This window comes from Streptomyces sp. NPDC028289 (assembly GCF_055565975.1).
Genome location: NZ_JBVHTI010000023.1, coordinates 1 through 16,401, shown reverse-complemented (window position 1 = coordinate 16,401; position 16,401 = coordinate 1). Strand labels below are relative to the sequence as shown.

General features: G+C 68.8%; 18 protein-coding genes and 2 pseudogenes. 11 read left to right on the top strand and 9 right to left on the bottom strand.

The features are described 5' to 3' along the window. Window positions 1-62: 62 nt before the first annotated feature. On the bottom strand, window positions 63-509 hold the full coding sequence (locus ACZ4UV_RS51655) for a VOC family protein (RefSeq protein ID WP_451020527.1): 447 nt from the start codon (window positions 507-509) through the stop codon (window positions 63-65). A gap of 288 nt (window positions 510-797) precedes the next feature. On the opposite strand from ACZ4UV_RS51655, the gene ACZ4UV_RS51650 reads away from it, so the two are divergent. After that, the gene (locus tag ACZ4UV_RS51650) at window positions 798-1,703 is read left to right on the top strand and encodes an SGNH/GDSL hydrolase family protein (RefSeq protein ID WP_451020526.1); all 906 of its coding nucleotides are present in this window, start codon (window positions 798-800) and stop codon (window positions 1,701-1,703) included. Between the two features lie 111 nt (window positions 1,704-1,814). On the opposite strand, the gene ACZ4UV_RS51645 is transcribed toward ACZ4UV_RS51650, so the two are convergent. Together ACZ4UV_RS51645 and ACZ4UV_RS51640 are read right to left on the bottom strand one after the other, a co-directional pair. Next, entirely contained in the window at window positions 1,815-2,012 is a 198-nt protein-coding gene (locus ACZ4UV_RS51645) for a hypothetical protein (protein ID WP_451020525.1), read from the bottom strand. A 28-nt stretch (window positions 2,013-2,040) separates the two neighbouring features. Further along, window positions 2,041-2,466 carry an Ohr family peroxiredoxin gene (locus tag ACZ4UV_RS51640; protein WP_451020524.1) on the bottom strand — a complete coding sequence of 142 codons (426 nt, stop codon included), beginning with the start codon at window positions 2,464-2,466 and terminating at the stop codon, window positions 2,041-2,043. A gap of 1,013 nt (window positions 2,467-3,479) precedes the next feature. On the opposite strand from ACZ4UV_RS51640, the pseudogene ACZ4UV_RS51635 reads away from it, so the two are divergent. Continuing rightward, window positions 3,480-4,235, top strand: a pseudogene (locus ACZ4UV_RS51635) (IS701 family transposase); the annotation flags it as partial. 80 nt (window positions 4,236-4,315) lie between these two features. Here ACZ4UV_RS51635 and ACZ4UV_RS51630 read toward each other — a convergent pair. Continuing rightward, the gene (locus tag ACZ4UV_RS51630) at window positions 4,316-5,044 is read right to left on the bottom strand and encodes an SDR family oxidoreductase (RefSeq protein WP_451021355.1); all 729 of its coding nucleotides are present in this window, start codon (window positions 5,042-5,044) and stop codon (window positions 4,316-4,318) included. A 75-nt stretch (window positions 5,045-5,119) separates the two neighbouring features. Here ACZ4UV_RS51630 and ACZ4UV_RS51625 point away from each other — a divergent pair, with 75 nt between their 5' ends. Beyond that, the gene (locus ACZ4UV_RS51625) at window positions 5,120-5,497 is read left to right on the top strand and encodes a MerR family transcriptional regulator (RefSeq protein ID WP_451021354.1); all 378 of its coding nucleotides are present in this window, start codon (window positions 5,120-5,122) and stop codon (window positions 5,495-5,497) included. Between the two features lie 44 nt (window positions 5,498-5,541). On the opposite strand, the gene ACZ4UV_RS51620 is transcribed toward ACZ4UV_RS51625, so the two are convergent. Next, on the bottom strand, window positions 5,542-7,077 hold the full coding sequence (locus ACZ4UV_RS51620; protein ID WP_451021353.1) for an ISL3 family transposase: 1,536 nt from the start codon (window positions 7,075-7,077) through the stop codon (window positions 5,542-5,544). A 61-nt stretch (window positions 7,078-7,138) separates the two neighbouring features. Between ACZ4UV_RS51620 and ACZ4UV_RS51615 the strand changes: the two genes are divergently transcribed. Beyond that, complete coding sequence (locus ACZ4UV_RS51615; RefSeq protein WP_467850130.1) at window positions 7,139-7,423, top strand: helicase associated domain-containing protein; 285 nt, start codon at window positions 7,139-7,141, stop codon at window positions 7,421-7,423. Between the two features lie 747 nt (window positions 7,424-8,170). On the opposite strand, the gene ACZ4UV_RS51610 is transcribed toward ACZ4UV_RS51615, so the two are convergent. Continuing rightward, a complete protein-coding gene (locus ACZ4UV_RS51610) occupies window positions 8,171-9,220 on the bottom strand; it encodes an aldo/keto reductase (protein WP_451021351.1) in 1,050 nt (349 codons plus the stop codon). Window positions 9,221-9,366: 146 nt separating this feature from the next. Here ACZ4UV_RS51610 and ACZ4UV_RS51605 point away from each other — a divergent pair, with 146 nt between their 5' ends. Both ACZ4UV_RS51605 and ACZ4UV_RS51600 read left to right on the top strand, forming a co-directional pair. Next, a complete protein-coding gene (locus tag ACZ4UV_RS51605) occupies window positions 9,367-9,960 on the top strand; it encodes a TetR/AcrR family transcriptional regulator (protein WP_451021350.1) in 594 nt (197 codons plus the stop codon). An 895-nt stretch (window positions 9,961-10,855) separates the two neighbouring features. Next, the gene (locus tag ACZ4UV_RS51600; RefSeq protein WP_467850126.1) at window positions 10,856-11,542 is read left to right on the top strand and encodes a hypothetical protein; all 687 of its coding nucleotides are present in this window, start codon (window positions 10,856-10,858) and stop codon (window positions 11,540-11,542) included. An 18-nt stretch (window positions 11,543-11,560) separates the two neighbouring features. On the opposite strand, the pseudogene ACZ4UV_RS51595 reads toward ACZ4UV_RS51600, so the two are convergent. Continuing rightward, window positions 11,561-11,761 (bottom strand): annotated as a pseudogene (locus tag ACZ4UV_RS51595) (IS982 family transposase); the annotation flags it as partial. Between the two features lie 121 nt (window positions 11,762-11,882). Here ACZ4UV_RS51595 and ACZ4UV_RS51590 point away from each other — a divergent pair. Both ACZ4UV_RS51590 and ACZ4UV_RS51585 read left to right on the top strand, forming a co-directional pair. After that, complete coding sequence (locus ACZ4UV_RS51590) at window positions 11,883-12,272, top strand: hypothetical protein (RefSeq protein ID WP_467850123.1); 390 nt, start codon at window positions 11,883-11,885, stop codon at window positions 12,270-12,272. 151 nt (window positions 12,273-12,423) lie between these two features. Next, complete coding sequence (locus ACZ4UV_RS51585) at window positions 12,424-13,227, top strand: DUF4158 domain-containing protein (RefSeq protein ID WP_467850120.1); 804 nt, start codon at window positions 12,424-12,426, stop codon at window positions 13,225-13,227. Here ACZ4UV_RS51585 and ACZ4UV_RS51580 read toward each other — a convergent pair. Then, a complete protein-coding gene (locus tag ACZ4UV_RS51580; protein ID WP_467850118.1) occupies window positions 13,162-14,064 on the bottom strand; it encodes a LysR family transcriptional regulator in 903 nt (300 codons plus the stop codon). The genes ACZ4UV_RS51585 and ACZ4UV_RS51580 overlap by 66 nt on opposite strands. A gap of 206 nt (window positions 14,065-14,270) precedes the next feature. On the opposite strand from ACZ4UV_RS51580, the gene ACZ4UV_RS51575 reads away from it, so the two are divergent. Both ACZ4UV_RS51575 and ACZ4UV_RS51570 read left to right on the top strand, forming a co-directional pair. After that, on the top strand, window positions 14,271-14,417 hold the full coding sequence (locus ACZ4UV_RS51575; RefSeq protein WP_467850115.1) for a hypothetical protein: 147 nt from the start codon (window positions 14,271-14,273) through the stop codon (window positions 14,415-14,417). A 78-nt stretch (window positions 14,418-14,495) separates the two neighbouring features. Beyond that, a complete protein-coding gene (locus tag ACZ4UV_RS51570) occupies window positions 14,496-14,807 on the top strand; it encodes an EthD family reductase (protein WP_451021344.1) in 312 nt (103 codons plus the stop codon). A gap of 265 nt (window positions 14,808-15,072) precedes the next feature. Here the strand turns inward: ACZ4UV_RS51570 and ACZ4UV_RS51565 are convergent, their stop codons facing one another. Beyond that, entirely contained in the window at window positions 15,073-15,396 is a 324-nt protein-coding gene (locus ACZ4UV_RS51565) for a TetR family transcriptional regulator C-terminal domain-containing protein (protein ID WP_467850112.1), read from the bottom strand. A 346-nt stretch (window positions 15,397-15,742) separates the two neighbouring features. On the opposite strand from ACZ4UV_RS51565, the gene ACZ4UV_RS51560 reads away from it, so the two are divergent. Then, window positions 15,743-16,189 carry a nuclear transport factor 2 family protein gene (locus ACZ4UV_RS51560; RefSeq protein ID WP_467850109.1) on the top strand — a complete coding sequence of 149 codons (447 nt, stop codon included), beginning with the start codon at window positions 15,743-15,745 and terminating at the stop codon, window positions 16,187-16,189. Window positions 16,190-16,401: the final 212 nt, after the last annotated feature.

Here is a 16,401-nt window from a genome sequence, read left to right as displayed (position 1 = left end):
CGGGTGTCGTGGCCGGCGAGGGGGACGGTCCCGGCGCGGCAGGGGGGCGCCGGGACCGGGTCTCAGCGGCCGGGGGCGCGCTCGGTGATCTCCTGGAGGAACCACTCGTTGCCGTCGACGTCCTTGAAGGCCGCGAAGGTGCCGTAGCTGGCGCGCTCGGGGTGGGCGCCCGGCACCCGGTGGGTGCCGCCGGCGTGGTGGAAGGCGCCGGCCTCGTCCTGGAACGGTCCGTCGACCGGCACTCCGCGGGACTCCAGCTCCTCCTGCGCCTTGACGATGTCGGTGACGGTCAGCTGGAGGCCGTGCAGCGTGCCCGGTTCCTGCGTGGTGAGGCCCTGCCCGAAAATGATCGAGCACTCGGAGCCCGGCGGGGTCACCTGCACGATCCGGTAACCGTCGTTGATCGGGAAGTCGGCGTCGAGGCGCCAGCCGAGCCGCTCCACGTAGAAACCCTTGGCGCGGTCCACGTCGGAGACCGGCAGAATGACGACTTCGAGCTTCATGTCCATGGCGATGCTTTCGCTTTCGATGGTTGGTTCGTACGGCGACGACTTGTTCGGCCACGGCTTGGGCCACGACTTGTTCGGCCACGTGCCGGGAGCCAGCGTCGGTCGCCGGTCACACGTCCCGCATCAGTCACCTGACGGTGTGTTCCGGCGGGCACGGCTCCCACGGGTCTTAAGCAGCCTTCACTGATTCGTTACCGGTGCCCTCGGCACCTGATGGCCCACAGATACGTGTGAACATTGGGGGCTCGCCCTGGGCGAGGCCCTCAACCGATCACGGAAGGACAGATCTTGAGGAAACTGTTTCCCACCTCACGCGCCGAACGCGCACTTACGGTGGGTGCCGCACTGCTTTCCGCCGGTGCGGCCCTCGCCGCGGCCGGACCGGCCGCGGCGAGCACGACCGCGGAGAGCAGGGTGGACTACGTCGCACTGGGCGACTCGTACGCCTCCGCGCCGCTCGTGCCCACCCAGGTGGACGCGATCTGCCTGCGTTCCAGCCAGAACTACCCCTCGCTGGTGGCGCAGTCGCGGGGCGCGACGCTGACGGACGTCAGCTGCTCGGGTGCCACCACCGCCGACATGGGGGCCTCGCAGACCGACGGGGTGCCGGCCCAGCTCGACGCCCTCAACCGGGGAACCGACCTGGCCACCGTCACCATCGGCGGCAACGACATCGGCTTCTCGACCGTGCTGGGCACCTGCGCCCAGCTGACGGCCACCGACCCGACCGGCACTCCCTGCCAGGCCCACTTCACGGGCACCGGGACGGACCAGATCTCGGACGCGATCGGCCAGACCGCGCCCGAGGTCGCGAAGGTGCTGCGCGCCGTCCACCACCGCGCGCCGCACGCCGAGATCGTGGTCGTCGGTTACCCCGACCTCTTCCCCGACGACGGCGTGGGCTGCACCAGCAAGACCGTGCCGCTGGCCACGGGCGACTTCGCCTGGGTCCGCGACAAGGAGAAGGAGCTCAACGCGATGCTGGCCCGCCAGGCCCGCAAGAGCGGGGCGCGGTACGTGAACACGTACACGCCGACGATCGGTCACGACCTGTGCAAGCCGACCGGTGAGCGCTGGATCGAGACCTTCGCGCCCGAGACGCCGGCCGCGCCGGTGCACCCCAACGCCGCGGGTGAGAGCGCCATGGCCACCGCCGTGGTGAACACCCTCGCCCGGCACACCTGGCACCGTTGACCTTCACCGCCGAGCGCGGCTGAGTCCGCCTGGTGCCTCGGGCCGGTCCGGCACGTCGTGTGCCGGACCGGCCCTTTCGTGCGCCGCCGCGGTCCCGGGCGGCGATTCGGCTCAGAGAAAGCTGGACGTCCAGGGGCCGTACCCCGAAAGCAGCACGCTCTCCGTCCAGTTCCACACCTGGGCGTCGGCGGGCAGGTCCCGCTGGGCGATGCACCCGGTCTCCCAGGGCGGCTGCCCGCCGGAGACGGCGGAGACACCGCTGGGGAGGAGACGACGGCGGTCGGCCTTCGGTAGGCGGGTGTGCGTCATGAAGGCCATGTCCTCGGTACCCGCGGGGTCAGGCGGCGGCGGCGTTGATGACGACCGGGATGTTTTCGCGCGTGGCCTTGGAGTACGGGCAGATCTGGTGGGCGGCCTGCGCCAGTTCCTCCGCGGTGGCCTGGTCCACGCCGCCGAGAACGGGGCTGAGGACCGCGGAGAGCGAGAACTCGCCGTCGTCGCCGTGCGTCAGGGTGATCTCGGCCGTGATGGTGGTGCTGGTCAGCCGGACCTTGCGGAGGGTGGCGGCGCGGCGGAGGGCACCGAGGAAGCAGGCGGCCCAGCCGGCCGCGAGCAGCTGCTCGGGGTTGGTCGCGGTGCCCGCGCCGCCGAGCTCCTTCGGGAGGGCAAGGCCGGTTTCCAGCAGACCGTCGGAGGAACGGGCATGGCCACCGTTGCGGCCTTCTCCGTCGACGTCGACAACGGCGGTGTAGCTGACTGCCATGACTGTGCTCCCCATCAGGATCGAATGGTTCGGGTCCGGGTCACCTCCGACCAGGCACTTTCCTAAGTCACCGGCTGAGGAGGTGACGCAATCATGGCAGCCCTACGCATCACCCGTCAAGGCGGTGACGAGCATGTCGGCTGCGAATATCGGGTGTGAGGAGGAGCACATGTCCCACGGCCGGTGCATCAGCGCATACATGTCTACTCTTGTCGTCGATCACCACACACATGTTCATCGCAGCTCCGGGCGCGGCGCACCTCGGAATCCGCGCGCGCCCGAGGCTGCCGGGGCTGCCCCGGGGGACTGAAGGGCCAAAAACAGGGAGCGTCGTCCATCGCCGGCAACCCGGGCCGGGAGGATTCAGGTGCTGTTCTGGAGACGGCGGCTCAGCCGGCCCAGGGCGTGACCAGGAAGGCCATCGGTCGACATCCGCCCTCACCGGCGAGCTGGACCTTGCAGGGCGAACCGCCAGGTGCCACGGGCCGCACCCTGCGCACGAGCCCCGCCCCGATGCCGCCCACATCGGAGGCCGGCAACATTGCCCGGATGGCAGGCATGGCGTCCTGCGGATCGCTCCTCATTGACCTGGCGTCAATGAGGAGCGATCCGCAGGACGTTTCGCCGAGATCGAGCTGGACCGGCGGGTGATCGCGCGGGAGGAGCTGGTCGCGTCGATCGACGTCCTGCCGGGCCCATCAGCACGCGGCCGGGGCCCGTAAGAAGAAGCCCCTCACCCAAGACCTCCATGACGCGCTGGTTGGTGATGTGGGCGCGGGGGGGGTGTTGGCCGTCCACCGGTACTTCGTGCGCGCACGGAGTGAACACCGCCTACCACAGTAGTCGGGGACGAATATCCGGTCAGCATGCACATACGTCGTGCGTGCTCGCTACGAGATACGTCCACTGCCCCGCTCCGCCTGCCCGCTGCTATCCGCCCCGAGTCCAGGGTCCACAGTCCCACTGCGGAATCGATCCAAACTCCCACTCCGGGCAAGCCCGGATGCTCGACGCAGCTCGCTGCCGCGATGCTCGAGAGGTTCTGGGCCGGCGGTCACACGGCCAGCTGGGTCACCGGCGACGAGGTCTACGGCGGCAACCCGGCCCTGCTGTCGATGATTGCCACGCACGGGAGGGGATACGTCATGGCCGTCTCCTGCCGCACCGAAGTGCACACCCCTGTCGGCAAGTTCCGTGTTGACGTGCTGATGCGCATGGTGCCCCGAAGAGGCTGGCAGCAACTGTCCGCGGGCGCTGGCGCAAAAGGCCCACGCTGTTACGACTGGGCCGCCGTCGACCTGATCCCCACCCACTCGGCGGGCACCTGCCAGCTGCTGATCCGCCGCAACCGCACCACCGGCGAGGTGGCCTATTACCGCTGTTTCAGCCCGCGGCCGGTACCGCTGCCCGCCCTGATCCGCGTCGCCGGAACCCGCTGGAGGGTCGAGGAGACCTTCCAGGCCGGCAAGGGCCTCGCCGACCTGGACGAGCACCAGGTCCGCCGCCACACTCCCTGGCTGCGCTGGGTGACCCTCGCGATGGTCGCCCACGCCTTCCTGGCTGTCATCCGTGCCGACGAGCACCGCGAACACCCCGCCCCCGCCGGACTCATCCCCGTCACCTGCAACGAAATACAGCGACTGTTCGCCCTACCCGCCGTATACCCGAACGACCAACGCGACCATCGCCTGCGCTGGTCCCTATGGCGTCGCCGACACCAGGCCCGCGCCCGCGACTGCCACCACCGCCGACGCGAGGCCACAACATGAAGATCCACAACTGCGGACGGAGCATCAATTGGCCGACCGCAAGAAGCGACACACCGAAGTCAGCGCTGCCCGAGGGACCCTCAGGCCGCCATCAGCGCCGCCAGGGCGCGGTCCATCGCGGCGTTGAACTCTTCCGGCGTCAGCGGCAGCCGGGACTTGACGTCCCGACTCCATTGGTCGGCGAGGACCTCGGCGGAGCCCGCCTCGACACCGTCGAGCGCCGCGTCGGCCAGGTCCGACGGAGCGATCTTGTCCACGGGCCAGCCCGCCGCCATGTCGGTGTCGGCCAGGCCGAGGTGTACCGCTGTGACGAGCGTGCCCTGCTCGGCGAGCTCCAGGCGGACGCCGTTGGTCATGGCCCAGGCGGCGGCCTTGGTCAGGTGGTAGGCATTGGCGCCCTTGCCCCCGAACCACGACATGGCGGAGAGGACGTTGACGATCGCGCCCCCGCCGTTCCTGGCGAGCGCCGGCGCGAATTCCCGGATCATTCCCAGGTGGCCGAACATGTTGGTCTCCAGCTCGTGCCGCACCGCGTCCAGCGAACCGGTCACCAGGTCGGTCCCTGTACTGATTCCCGCGTTGTTGATGAGTAGCGAGACGTCCGGGGCGGCCTCGGCGGCGGCCCGCACGGATGCGGGATCGGCGATGTCGAGGGGGAGCACCTCGACCCCGGGCATGTCCACGGTCTCCGGTCGGCGGGCCGTCGCGTAGACCTTGTGGGCGCCCCGTTCGAGCAGGCGCTGGGCGAAGGCGCGGCCCAGGCCGCGGTTGGCTCCGGTGACAAGGGCGACGGAGTTGTTGATATCCATGCCCGGTACGCTAAAACCTGACGCCGGCGTCAGAGGCAAGTGCTGGCCGTCAGGACCGGGGCGAGAGGAATCACCATGACCGTCACGGAGGCTGCGGCCGAGCGGCTGGTCCGCATCGGCGAGGTGGCACGGGGCGCCGGCGTCTCGGTACGCGCCGTGCGCTACTACGAGCAGCAGGGGCTGCTCATCGCGGAGCGCAGCCCGTCCGGCCAGCGCCTCTACCGGCAGGACACCGTCACCCTGGTGCGCTTCTTCCAGCAGATGTTCGCCGCCGGTCTGACCAGCCGAAGGATCGCGGAACTCCTTCCATGCTGGGACACCGGGCACACCGACGCCGAGCAACGAGCCATGCTGCGCGCCGAGCGCGGCCGCATCCAGGCCAAGGTCGACGACCTGCAGGCCGCCCTGGACCGCCTCGACGAGGTCATCGCGATCACGGACACGCACCCGTAGGCGTGGTCGGTCGGACGTCGCACCAGCGATCTACGGCTGGAGTATCAGGGCAGAAGGATGCGGTGGCGGAGGAGGTCGAATCCGGCGCGTCCGTGCATCTGCCTCATGATCCTCTTGGTGCGGGTGTTGACGCCTTCGGTGCGGCCGTTGTGGTAGGGCACGGTGAGGCCGGCGTTCACGGCGGACCGGTCGATTTCGAGACCGTTGGTGAAGCTGCGCAGGTGAGGCAGGTCGATGGCCCGGGCGGTCGTGATCCACTCGGTGAGTTTCACGTCGTTGCCCTCGGCCGGTTTCAGCAGGGTGGCGAAGTCGCGTACGAGATCGATGAGTGTGGTCATCTCCGGGCAGGCCTCGGTGATCTTCTCGAGCAGGGTCGTTTCCCTCGGGCGAAGGATTTCGGGGTCGGTGAGCAGGAGACGGCTGGCGTGACGAGGGGTGGTGACGGGGTGGTCACCTTCGGCACGGCCCTGGTCGAGGTAGCGGGCCAGCAGGTTGGCGCTGCCGGTGTAGCCCAACTCCCGGATCTCTTGGAGGAGGTGGGTGACCGGGACGGCGGGATCCTCGGCACGGCGTGGACGCAGGTGCTCGCGGTAGGGGTCGACGAGGGTGGGCCGGTAGGCGGGGGCGATGCGCAGGGCCTGGGGTTCGGGCATGCGGGCGTAGCGTTTGACGGTGTTCAGGGCCAAGCCCAGGCGGCGGGAGCAGTCGAGCAGGCCGACGCCCTGGCCGAGGAGGTCGTGGATCTTGTTCCAGCGGTCGCGGGTGGTCTGCTCGCGTACTCGGCCGGGGCGGGGCGGGTTGATGGTGGCCCAGCATCCGGCGTGGGCGCGGACCTCGAGCTGGACTTTGTCGCAGAGATTTCGCCAGAGGTGCCATCGATCGCTGACCTGCACCGCGTCGGGCAGGGCTCGGCGGACGGCCTCGGCATAGGTGGCCGAGCCGTCCCGGCACACGATCTCGACACCAGGATATGTCCGCAGCAAGGACTCCAGGGTGGCCGCCTCGCGGTCGGGCAGGACCGCGACGCGCCGGCCGGTCTCGGCATCCGTGATGATCGTGGCGTAGCGGTGGCGGCGGCGCAGAGCGAAATCGTCCCCGCCGATCACCCGCGGGACCGCCTGCTCCGGCAACGGCAGGCGCCGCAGATGGCGCAGCGCGGTACTCCGGGAAACGGGCACGGCCAGCAGGCCGGCCAGGCGTGCGGCCGCACGGCCGCATAACTCCCACGCCACCTGGGATATCTGCCCGACAAGACGCACCGTGCGGCGCTGATGGCACTCCAGCAGTCCGGGAATCTGCTCGCGGAAGGTCTGCCGCCAGCAGCCCAGGGCCGGACAGGCCAGCCGCCGTACGCGCAAGTGGACGACGACCTGGCGGCCATCGACCGGCACGCTCCTCACCGTTCGGCGGTGATAACCGTGCACCTTCACCGTCGGCGTCCCGCACACCGGACACGGCACCGCCACGTCCCGGGTCCGGGCCGAGACCACCACCGCGTCGCCGCCGTCCGCCACGTCCTCGACGACCAGCACCGACAGCCCTGAAAACACCGTTCCCATAAGGGAGTTGATATCCACCACAAGATCATGATCAAGGGCGGCTACTCGACGTCACCACCGACTACGGGCCAGAGCCACTCGTTTGACAGTCCCCCTGCTGGAGACCATCGGGATCCAGCCTGCGGCCGACGGTGAGCCGCCGGCGGGCGCACCCCGGTCGCAGGACGCACGGTGGGCCGCCAATCTCGCCGCCGCCCGCCAGTTCCACGAGCGCGAAGGCCACCTCACCGTCCCCCGCAAACACGTCGAAACCCTCGACGGCGAACCGGTCAAGCTCGGCGCGTTCCTGGACAACACCCGCCGCCGCGCCACGAAACTCAGCCCAGAGCGCCGCGCCGACCTCGACACCCTCGGCATGCACTGCTAGACAGCGGCCGGACACGGCATTGCCCGCCCCACGCTTACCACGGCGGGCTGCAGTGCGCCACGGGCCACCTCCGTGGGCGCGGAGCAGACGCTGGGGCTCGTCAACCTCCGCAACTCCGCAGGCGCGGAGCAGACACCTCGGCGCGGTCCTCGTCGCGGCCGGACAGGACACCTCCGCGAGCGCAGAGCGGACGGCCCACGATCAGCGGGTTGCCGAACGCGTCCGGGACACCTCCGCCGGCGCGAAGCGGACGGCAGACGGCCCTCGTTGAGGGCGTCCATCATCGGGACACCTCCGCGGGAGAGGAGGTGTCCCGCCGACCGTGCGCGCCGGGACGCTGACGTGCGTGTCGGCTCCGCGCGAGCGGAGGTGCACCGCTGTTCGCACCGGCGATACCGGCCGCCCGCAAACCGCCTGAGAGACCCTGGTTGCCCCCGTTGGACCCATCCGGGGCAAACCAGGGCCTCCGGCACGCCCCGCCCCGTCCTGCTGGCTGTGTCACTCTTCAGGGATGCCGTTTCGCGATGACTTCGGGAGTCGCTCGCGGCGGTATTCCATGATCGATGTCAGTAGGGGTTGATGTCGCTGGGTCCCGGCCGGAATCCGTCGATCAGGCCTGTCATCGGCTCCGGCGGGGTGAGCGCCGTCTTGCGGCGGCGTCACTCTGCGTTGACCGGTGACTTGTGTTCATCGCCGAGGAGTGCCGTTGGCCCCGGTGTGCGCTGTCACTAGACGAACTGCCCGGTTTCACTGAACGGCGGCGCGGCGGCGGCGTTTCGGGTCGGCCAGGACGTCCGCGCTGTAGCCGGCGTCGTCCGGGTTGAGGTTGGTGCCCGGCGCCACGATGCGATCGATACGGTCCAGCACGACGGGTTCCAGGCTGATGTCCGCGGCGTTGAGCTGGTCGTGCAGATGCTCGGCGGTGCGGGGGCCGATGATCGCCGCGGTCACGGCGGGGTGCGTGGTGACGAACGCCAGCGCGAGCTGGATCAGGGTGAGGCCCGCTTCGTCGGCGATGCCGGCGAGTTCGGTGGCGGCGTCGAGCTTGGCCTGGTTGCCCGGTATATCCATGTCGTAGTGGGAGAGCGTGGTGCGGAAAGGCATCGTCTGGGTGCGGTGGCTGGACAGGTCGGCCGCGTCGCGGCGCCAGCGGCCGGACAGCCAGCCCCCGGCCAGCGGACTCCAGGCGAGGACCCCCATCCGGTACGTCTCGCAGGTGGGCAGGACGTCGGCTTCGACGCCTCGGGCCAGGAGGGAGTACGGCGGCTGTTCGCAGACGAAGCGCTCGCGCTGCCGCCGCTCGGCGGTCCACTGCGCCTGCACGATCGCCGAGGGGGCGAAGGTCGACGATCCCGCATAGAGGATCTTGCCTGCGCGGACGAGATCGGAGAGGGCGCCCAGGGTCTCGTCGAGGTCGGTCTCGGCATCGGGCCGATGTACCTGGTAGAGGTCGATGTGATCGGTGCCGAGGCGGCGCAGGCTCTCCTCGCAGGCCCGGACGATCCAGCGCCGCGAGGCGCCGCGCTCATTGGCGCCGGGACCCATGGGGCTCGACACCTTGGTCGCCAGGACGACGTCGTCGCGCCGTTTGGCGATCGCCTTCCCGACGATGACCTCGGACTCGCCGCCCGAATACACATCGGCCGTGTCGATGATGTTGACGCCCGCGTCGAGCGCGGTGCGGATGATGCCGATCGAGTCGTCATGGTCGGGGTTTCCCCACTGCCCGAACATCATCGCCCCCAGGCACAGCGAGCTGACCTGGACTCCTGTGCTACCCAGCGTGCGGTACTGCATGGCGCGTTGGCCCTTCTGCGAGCGCGGCGGTGCGCGGGACGGCCGGCCGCAGCCTGATACCGTCCCACAGTAAGCGGAGCAGGGTCCGCTTCGTCGCCACGCTAAGCGGAGCCGACTCCGCATGGCAAGTCGAGAGGGAGAGCCCCATGTCTGATCCGTCCGTCCGACCGATCCGGGCCGACGCACGGGCCAACGAGGACAAGCTGCTCGCCGCGGCCGCCGCCGCCTTCGCCCGGGACGGCGCGGGCGCGACCCTGAAGCAGATCGCGAAGGACGCGGGCGTCGGGATCGGCACCTTGTACCGGCGCTTCCCGGCCCGCGAGCAGCTCGTCGACGCCACCTACCGCTACGAGACGGCCCGTCTGGCCGCCCGAACCATGGACCTCTTGCGCGAACTGCCCGCCGACCGGGCCCTGCGGACGTGGATGTCCCAGGTGCTGGACTACCTGGCCGCCAAGCACGGCATGGCGGACACGCTCAAGACCCTCCTGCAGAACGACGAGCAGCTGAGCTCGCAGACGCGCGAGCAACTGACCGGCGCGATCGAGGAATTCCGTCTCGCCGGGATCGCCCAGGGGGTGATCCGGGGGGACGTGCCCTCACCCGACATCCTCATGGCCCTGGCGGGCGTCACCCTCGCAGCCGGGGCTGCCCACCAGCGCGCTCAAGCCGAGCGGCTGCTCGACCTGCTGATGGACGGCATCACCCGCCCGGACGGATGGCGCGGGACAACTGCGTGATCTGGACGTACCCGGCCGCCCCGCGAAGAACTTCTTCATCCACGGCTGATCGGTCGGCGGTGTATCGCTGCTCGGGCGGACCGTCCTCCACGTCACGTCACGTCACGTTGCGCGTGCGCTGAAGCGCCCGCAGCAACATGCCCGTACAGCAATCCCGGCAGATTGCCGCGCACAACTCACCCCTCGCCTGCAAGCCACCCATGAGGCCCCCAGCGGGAGAAGCGCACCTCGCAGTCCCACCGCAAGCCCCCAAGCGGCATCAAAACAATCCGACATCGCAAACGGGGTCAGATGCCGACTCCCGCAGTCACATCGAAACGGCTCCCACAGTCACGTACACAACCTCCCTGTGCGGGCTCATCATCTGGCGCCCTTTCCGGACGGGCTCCCCGGGATGCTGCGGGCATGCTGGAAGCGAATCATCCTGGGATCGACTCGCTGCACCTGCCGGCGCAGGTGGCGGTGCAGTGGAAGCAGCGGGCCCAGACAAAGGTCGTGCGGCGACACCGGGCCGACGGCACCTACGACGAGCCCGTGTCCCCCCGCCTGGACGGCTCCACCCTGCTGATCGCGGTCCGGGCCCTCTGCCTGGATCTCGCCCGCTGGGCCGGGGAGGAGCCGGCCCGCTGGGGCCCGTGGGTCGCGCCCTGCCCGATCGGGGAGGCCGACCTCAACGTCAAAAGGCACGGCCAGCGGGTCAGGGCCCGCATGGACCAGCGCACCCGGCAACGCCTGCCGGCCCTGCCGACGGTCGTCCGCGCCGCCAAAGAACTGCTGGACGATGCGCAGGCCCGTCTGCAGGCTGTCCAGGTCGCTCCGGTCGGCGGCCGGTTGAGGTCCTCGGCGAGACCTTCACCCGCGCCAAAAGGCCAGGCTCCACCTGGGTCTACGACGATTGCGCGCGACGCCGAGACCTGGCCAGCGCGAGCGCCGGGCCTCCTGGGGATGGGCCACGGTCGAATTCCTGCAGCACACCGGAGCCCGGATCGAGGAGATGCTGGAGGCCAGTCATCACAGCCTGATCCACTACCGGCTGCCCACGACGGGCGAGGTCGTGCCCCTGCTGCAGATCGCCCCCTCGAAGACCGACCAGGAGCGCGTCCTGCTGGTCAGCCCGGAACTCGCCGACGTCCTGAGCACCATCATCACCCGCGTCCGAGACCCGCGGACCGGCGAGGAATGCCGCACCCCCACATCCGAGGAATGGGACGCCTTCCTCGGCCACTTCGAACGCCGCAAGCTCTCCGTCGGCATCTGCGCCCGCGACTTCGGCACCGCATGCATCCACGAACACGCCTGCATCCGCTGCTCCATTCTCCGCCCCGACCCCGCCCAACGCCCCCGCCTGACCGAAATCCGCGACAACCTCCTGGCCCGCATCCTCGAAGCCGAACGCGAAGGATGGCTAGGCGAGATGGAGGGACTCAAAGCCAGCCTCGCCGGCGCCCAGGACAAACTCGCCTTGCTCGATGCAGAGCAAGCCCGCGCACGGCGGACCGTCGACCTGGGGATGCCCTCCTTTGCCAACCTCCCCGGACGCACATCCACGGCCCATCTCACTCGACGATCCTCAACGCACTAGATGATCGAGTCCATGGGGTCAGTGAGCGTAGGCGATCAGTGAGCGTAGGACGGTTTGTCCGGTGGCGTCGTTGTGCCAGATCGCGGCGGTCAGCGCGAGGATGCGTTGCATGACGCGGGCTATGACACCTCCGGGTGTGCGCCCTCAGTGCCGTTCGAGGTCAAGCTGTCCCTTGAAGGTCTCGTTGATCGATTCGATGACCTGTCGCAGCGGCTTGAAACAGGGCTGCGCCTAGAGTGCTGTCGCGAGGATGTCCACGTCGTTCGCCACAAAGCGATCTTGGGCACCCTCGTTCTCGTCTCCGCAGGCGCCCCTTGGACCGCACCACCAGGAGGAACCAGTGTCATACCCGCAACTGCTCACCCCCGAGGAGAAGCTCGCCGACGCGAAGAAGCAGCTGAGCCTCCCGCGTATCGTCGTGATCTGCGGCTCCACCCGCTTCATGACCGAGATGAACGAGGCCGATCTGCGGGAGACCAAAGCCAGAAAGATTGTCGTCAAACCAGGCTGTGACATGAAGTCGCCGCACGAACTTGGGTCCGATCCTGTCGAGGCCGAGGCGTTGAAGGCTCAACTCGACGATCTGCACCGGGCGAAGATCCGGCTCGCTGATGAGGTGCTCGTAGTCGGCGACTACATCGGAGACAGCACCCGAGCCGAAATCGCCTACGCCCGGTCGCTGGGCAAGCCCGTGCGGTTCACGCACCCCGAAGTCGACCCTGACGCCTGACCGCCCGCTGCCACCTCGACAACCAGGGTCGGCAGCCGGCCGCCTGACCGTCTCGCGGTGGCTTCGGCCGCCGCCCCATCCCACACCCTCCGCAGGCATCCCTTGGAATTGATCATCTAGCTCCTGCGAGCCTGCGGCCGGGCACCGCGGCATGATCACGGCCGAGAGAGCGGTGTTCTCTTGCTCAACTGGCCAAAGTGCCCTGGAGGAAGTACATCCGCCAACCCGTCTCAGTCAGCCGCCATACAGAACTCCTCCGTACCCGACGGCTCATCGCAGCGAGGATCGACTGCACGTCCCACCGGCGTCCAGAAGCCCCGATCTCGGTGAACTCCGGATCCAGGAGCTCGAGGGTCCGGGCCGGGCAAGCGCCACCTCAGGATCGAGAAGCCGCATCTCGCCGGCAATCGCTGTTTGCACGGCCTGTTTCCGCTCATCATTTTGCCATGCAGGAACCTTACGGACGCCGCACCAGAAGGAACAGCGGATTGTCCGGTTCCTGTCGGCCCGGGAGTTGCACGTGTTCCACACGCCGCAGACGGAGGAGATCGCGTGGGCGAGTGGGCAGGTGCGGTGGGACAACCACCTGCTGGCACCGATGGTGCAGCTGAAGTGCTGCAACCGGATGGGCTATTTCCCCCGGCTGGATGACGTCCCGGAGGCAGTGGTGGCCCGCATCCGCCCAGATCTCGGGCTGGGCGAGGACGTCGCCGCGGTGTACGACTCGGACCGGACCCGGGGCCATCATCGGATGCTGATCCGCCGGCGCAGCGAGGTCGTGTCGGACATTCAGCAAGACCACCGTCGTCGTCATCACCGCGAAGTCCGCCGGGCGCAACGTCTTCGGCCTCGCCACCGCAGACGTCCGTCTCGCTTGACCTCTTGCACGTCAGTCCGGCAGCCAGTGCAGCTCGTGCGCCAGGGTTTTGGCGACGGCACGGATGCGGCGGTGTAGTGGCGACTGCTCGCGTGGGAGGACCAGGTGGATCGTCAGGCTGGGCGCGCCCCGCAGCGGTCGCCAGGTGAGACCGGCCGGTTGTGCCGTGACCGCGGCTTCTCCAGCCGGGGCGAGGGTGACCCCGTCGCGCAGGTCGCGCTGAGACATGTCGAAAGAGACTGCGGGCGTGTGGAATCGGGGGTGTGATCGGGTGTCTCGGAACAGCGCGGACAGCTGATCGTGGATCACGGGGTTGGCCGCACGGTCCGGGAGTCGCAGCGGATACGCGGCCGCGTCGGCGATCTCGATCTCCGGGTGTTCGGCCAGCGGATGGTGGTGCGCCAGCTGGACCCCGATGCGCGCACGCCGCAGCAGGAACCGGCGCACGCCACGGCCCGGCTGTTCACCGCGGGTGATCCCGGCATCGATGCGGCCGTCGGCGACCGCGGGGGAGATCTCCGGTGTCGCCATCGGGACCGCGCCGACCTCGAGTCCGCTGTTGCCGCGAATCAGCCTGTCCACCAGGGCCGGTGCCGTCTCGGCCCCGGCGCTGAGGCTGTATCCGATGCGCAGCGTGCCCAGTTCACCGGCCGCCGCGCTCCGGGCGGTGTCCCATGCCCGGTCCAGCGCCGCCAGCGCGGGCGGCGCGGACTCCGCCAAAGCCGCACCGGCCGTGGTCAATACGACGCTACGCGTGTTGCGGACCAGCAGGGCCGTACCGAGTTCCGCCTCCAACCGGCGCATCCGGGCGCTGAGTGCGGGCTGTGCGATACCGATCCGTGCGGCCGCGCGGGTGAAGTTCAACTCCTGCGCCAGCACCAGGAAGTACCGCAGGCTCACCGTATCCGGCGCCACGCGCCCTCCCCGCCGACTGATAGCGATCCGCTCTGAGCCTATCCCGTACTGGTCTTTCCCTCGACCGCACATCAAGCCCTAACCTGCGCATATGACGACTCAACTGACCGCAGTACTGGACATCGCACTCACGCACACCGCCGATTTCGAGTCCGCCCTCACGGCTCTCGCGAAAGCCGCGGCCACCGAGCCCGGTGTGCTCGACTATGGATTCTGGCGCGACCCGACCCACCCGGGCCCTCCGCGATGTCGTAGCCTTCGTCGGCGACCTCCCGCTGTGGCTGGCCACCGACTCCCACGCGCTCCTCGAAACCACCTCCGTCCTCACCCAGATCCCGATGCTCCGCACCTAGCGAGGTCGGCGGCAGTTCCTAGCAGGAGCTCCCAGGTCACCCGGAGTGTTGTGGTCTCGTCTCTGGACGGAGGTCGTCATGCATAAGTTGGTGGTCCTATATTCCAAGCCCGCCGACCCTGACCACTTCCGCGACTACTACGTGACCAACCACCTTCCACTGGTCATGAATTGGCCCGGCCTGCTTGCGTGGCGCTACAGCTTCGACGTGGCGGCGACGAAGGGAGAAGCGCCGTATTTCGCGGTCTTCGAAGGCGACTTCGCTGACGCCGCCGCCATGGCCGCGGCGCGGGCGTCGCCGCATGGCCAGCGGGTGGCCGCCGATGTCGCCAACTACGCCACCGGCGGTGCGGTCATCATCCACTATCCGGTGCAGGACGGCACCGGCTGAGGCAGGACGGTCCGCTCCGGGACGCGTTCGGTCGGCCGTTGCGGCCAGGTCCGGCTGTCGGGGGAACGCCGTTCGCGGTTGCCGGTTCGTTGAGCGTCAAGGGTGGGCCGATGTCCTGGCCGGATGTCACGGTGGTTGATGCGTGCGTGCGGCGCGTTCTCTCGCTCATTGCGAGTTGTTGGTTCCATTGAGCGGTGTGCATCGTGAAGTCGCAGGTCACGGGTCTGGTGTGAATGGCGAGACAGCCGGCTGGGGCGGCCCGTCGTCAGCCCCGGGTGGCCCGGCTGGCGCCGTAAGCACGGCTGACGGTGTCCACGATGCCTGCCTTCGCCTCCTGGAACTGTGCATCGTCAATACCGGATTTGCGCAGGAATTCGATGCCCTGCATGGCCGCGAGCAGGCTCAGCGCGGCCTTTTCGATGTCTGTGTCCGACCGGATCTCACCTGCGGCCCTGGCCCGCTGCAGTGCGGTCGTGAAAACGGCGATGATGCGGTCATACGTGCGCCGTGCCGCTTCGCTGACGTCATCGTCCTGCCGGGCCAGCGCGGCGGCCGAGCCGGAGAGGTAACAGCCGTCCTCGGTCAGCACCGGTGGCCCTGCACCTGGCGATCGAGGACGGCCGGATCGCTCGCCTGCACGTGTACGAGGACACGCTGGCCGTCGCCGAGGCGTTCAACGCCAGCTGAGCGGAGGGACTTCAGGGGCCCCTGCGGCCCGGGGCAGCCGGGCATGTGCGCAGAGGGTCAGCCGAGACACGGCCGCAGCTGTCGGCGGATCTCTCTCCCCGGTCGCGTACAGGCCTCCCAGTCGTCAGACCAGGTGGTGCCAAGCCGCGCACTCCTCGGCCGGCCGACGCGACTCCTCAAACGAATCAGGCTGAAACGGTGCTCCATGGAAAACACGAGCATCGGCAACACGGAAATTGGAACGAACCATGAACGAAAACGACCTCCACGCGCAGCGCGAAGCAACAGCCATCCAGTACTTCCGCCTGGTCGATGCCGCCGATCCGGCACTCCTCGAACTCTTCACGGACGACGCGCAGATGTTCTTCCCGAAGTTCGGAACCGCCAAGGGCCTGGCGCAGATCGGGGCCTTCGCCCAAGGCTTCGCCCGGGGCATCGCTGACATCGAGCACGACATCGCCCACTTCAACGTCCTCACGTCCGGCGACTACGTCGTCGTCGAAGGGGCCGTCAAGGGAAAGACGACATCCGGTGTGGAGTTCCCCGACGGATCCTCAACCTTCGGACTCTTCTGCAACGTGTTCGAGTTCCAGGGCGAAAAGATCAAGAGGCTCCACATCTACGAAGACCCCGACTTCGCAGGCACCCACACCGACGGAGCGTCCTGGGGTCAGTCCGTACGCGACAGCATGTAGCCGGCACGACCTGTTCATGACTGCACCAAGGGGACCGACGGGCTCCGCTCTCCCCCCGCGCGTCAGCGGCCAGCCGGATTCCCCCGCTCGGGCCACTTACGAGATGGTGCGTAAATAGCGGGTGAGGCGTGTTTGGCCTGGTCGTGGTCTGCTTTCAGGCGGTGACGGTGCGGTCGGAGACGAGGCTGGCGATGGCGCGGTAGGTGTCGGGC

Coding starts and splice junctions, on each gene's coding strand:
- ACZ4UV_RS51655 (WP_451020527.1), bottom strand. CDS start 509: ATGGACATGAAGCTCGAAGTCGTCATTCTGCCGGTCTCCGACGTGGAC.
- ACZ4UV_RS51645 (WP_451020525.1), bottom strand. CDS start 2,012: ATGACGCACACCCGCCTACCGAAGGCCGACCGCCGTCGTCTCCTCCCC.
- ACZ4UV_RS51640 (WP_451020524.1), bottom strand. CDS start 2,466: ATGGCAGTCAGCTACACCGCCGTTGTCGACGTCGACGGAGAAGGCCGC.
- ACZ4UV_RS51630 (WP_451021355.1), bottom strand. CDS start 5,044: ATGGATATCAACAACTCCGTCGCCCTTGTCACCGGAGCCAACCGCGGC.
- ACZ4UV_RS51625 (WP_451021354.1), top strand. CDS start 5,120: ATGACCGTCACGGAGGCTGCGGCCGAGCGGCTGGTCCGCATCGGCGAG.
- ACZ4UV_RS51610 (WP_451021351.1), bottom strand. CDS start 9,220: ATGCAGTACCGCACGCTGGGTAGCACAGGAGTCCAGGTCAGCTCGCTG.
- ACZ4UV_RS51605 (WP_451021350.1), top strand. CDS start 9,367: ATGTCTGATCCGTCCGTCCGACCGATCCGGGCCGACGCACGGGCCAAC.
- ACZ4UV_RS51585 (WP_467850120.1), top strand. CDS start 12,424: ATGATCACGGCCGAGAGAGCGGTGTTCTCTTGCTCAACTGGCCAAAGT.
- ACZ4UV_RS51575 (WP_467850115.1), top strand. CDS start 14,271: ATGGATTCTGGCGCGACCCGACCCACCCGGGCCCTCCGCGATGTCGTA.
- ACZ4UV_RS51570 (WP_451021344.1), top strand. CDS start 14,496: ATGCATAAGTTGGTGGTCCTATATTCCAAGCCCGCCGACCCTGACCAC.
- ACZ4UV_RS51560 (WP_467850109.1), top strand. CDS start 15,743: ATGAACGAAAACGACCTCCACGCGCAGCGCGAAGCAACAGCCATCCAG.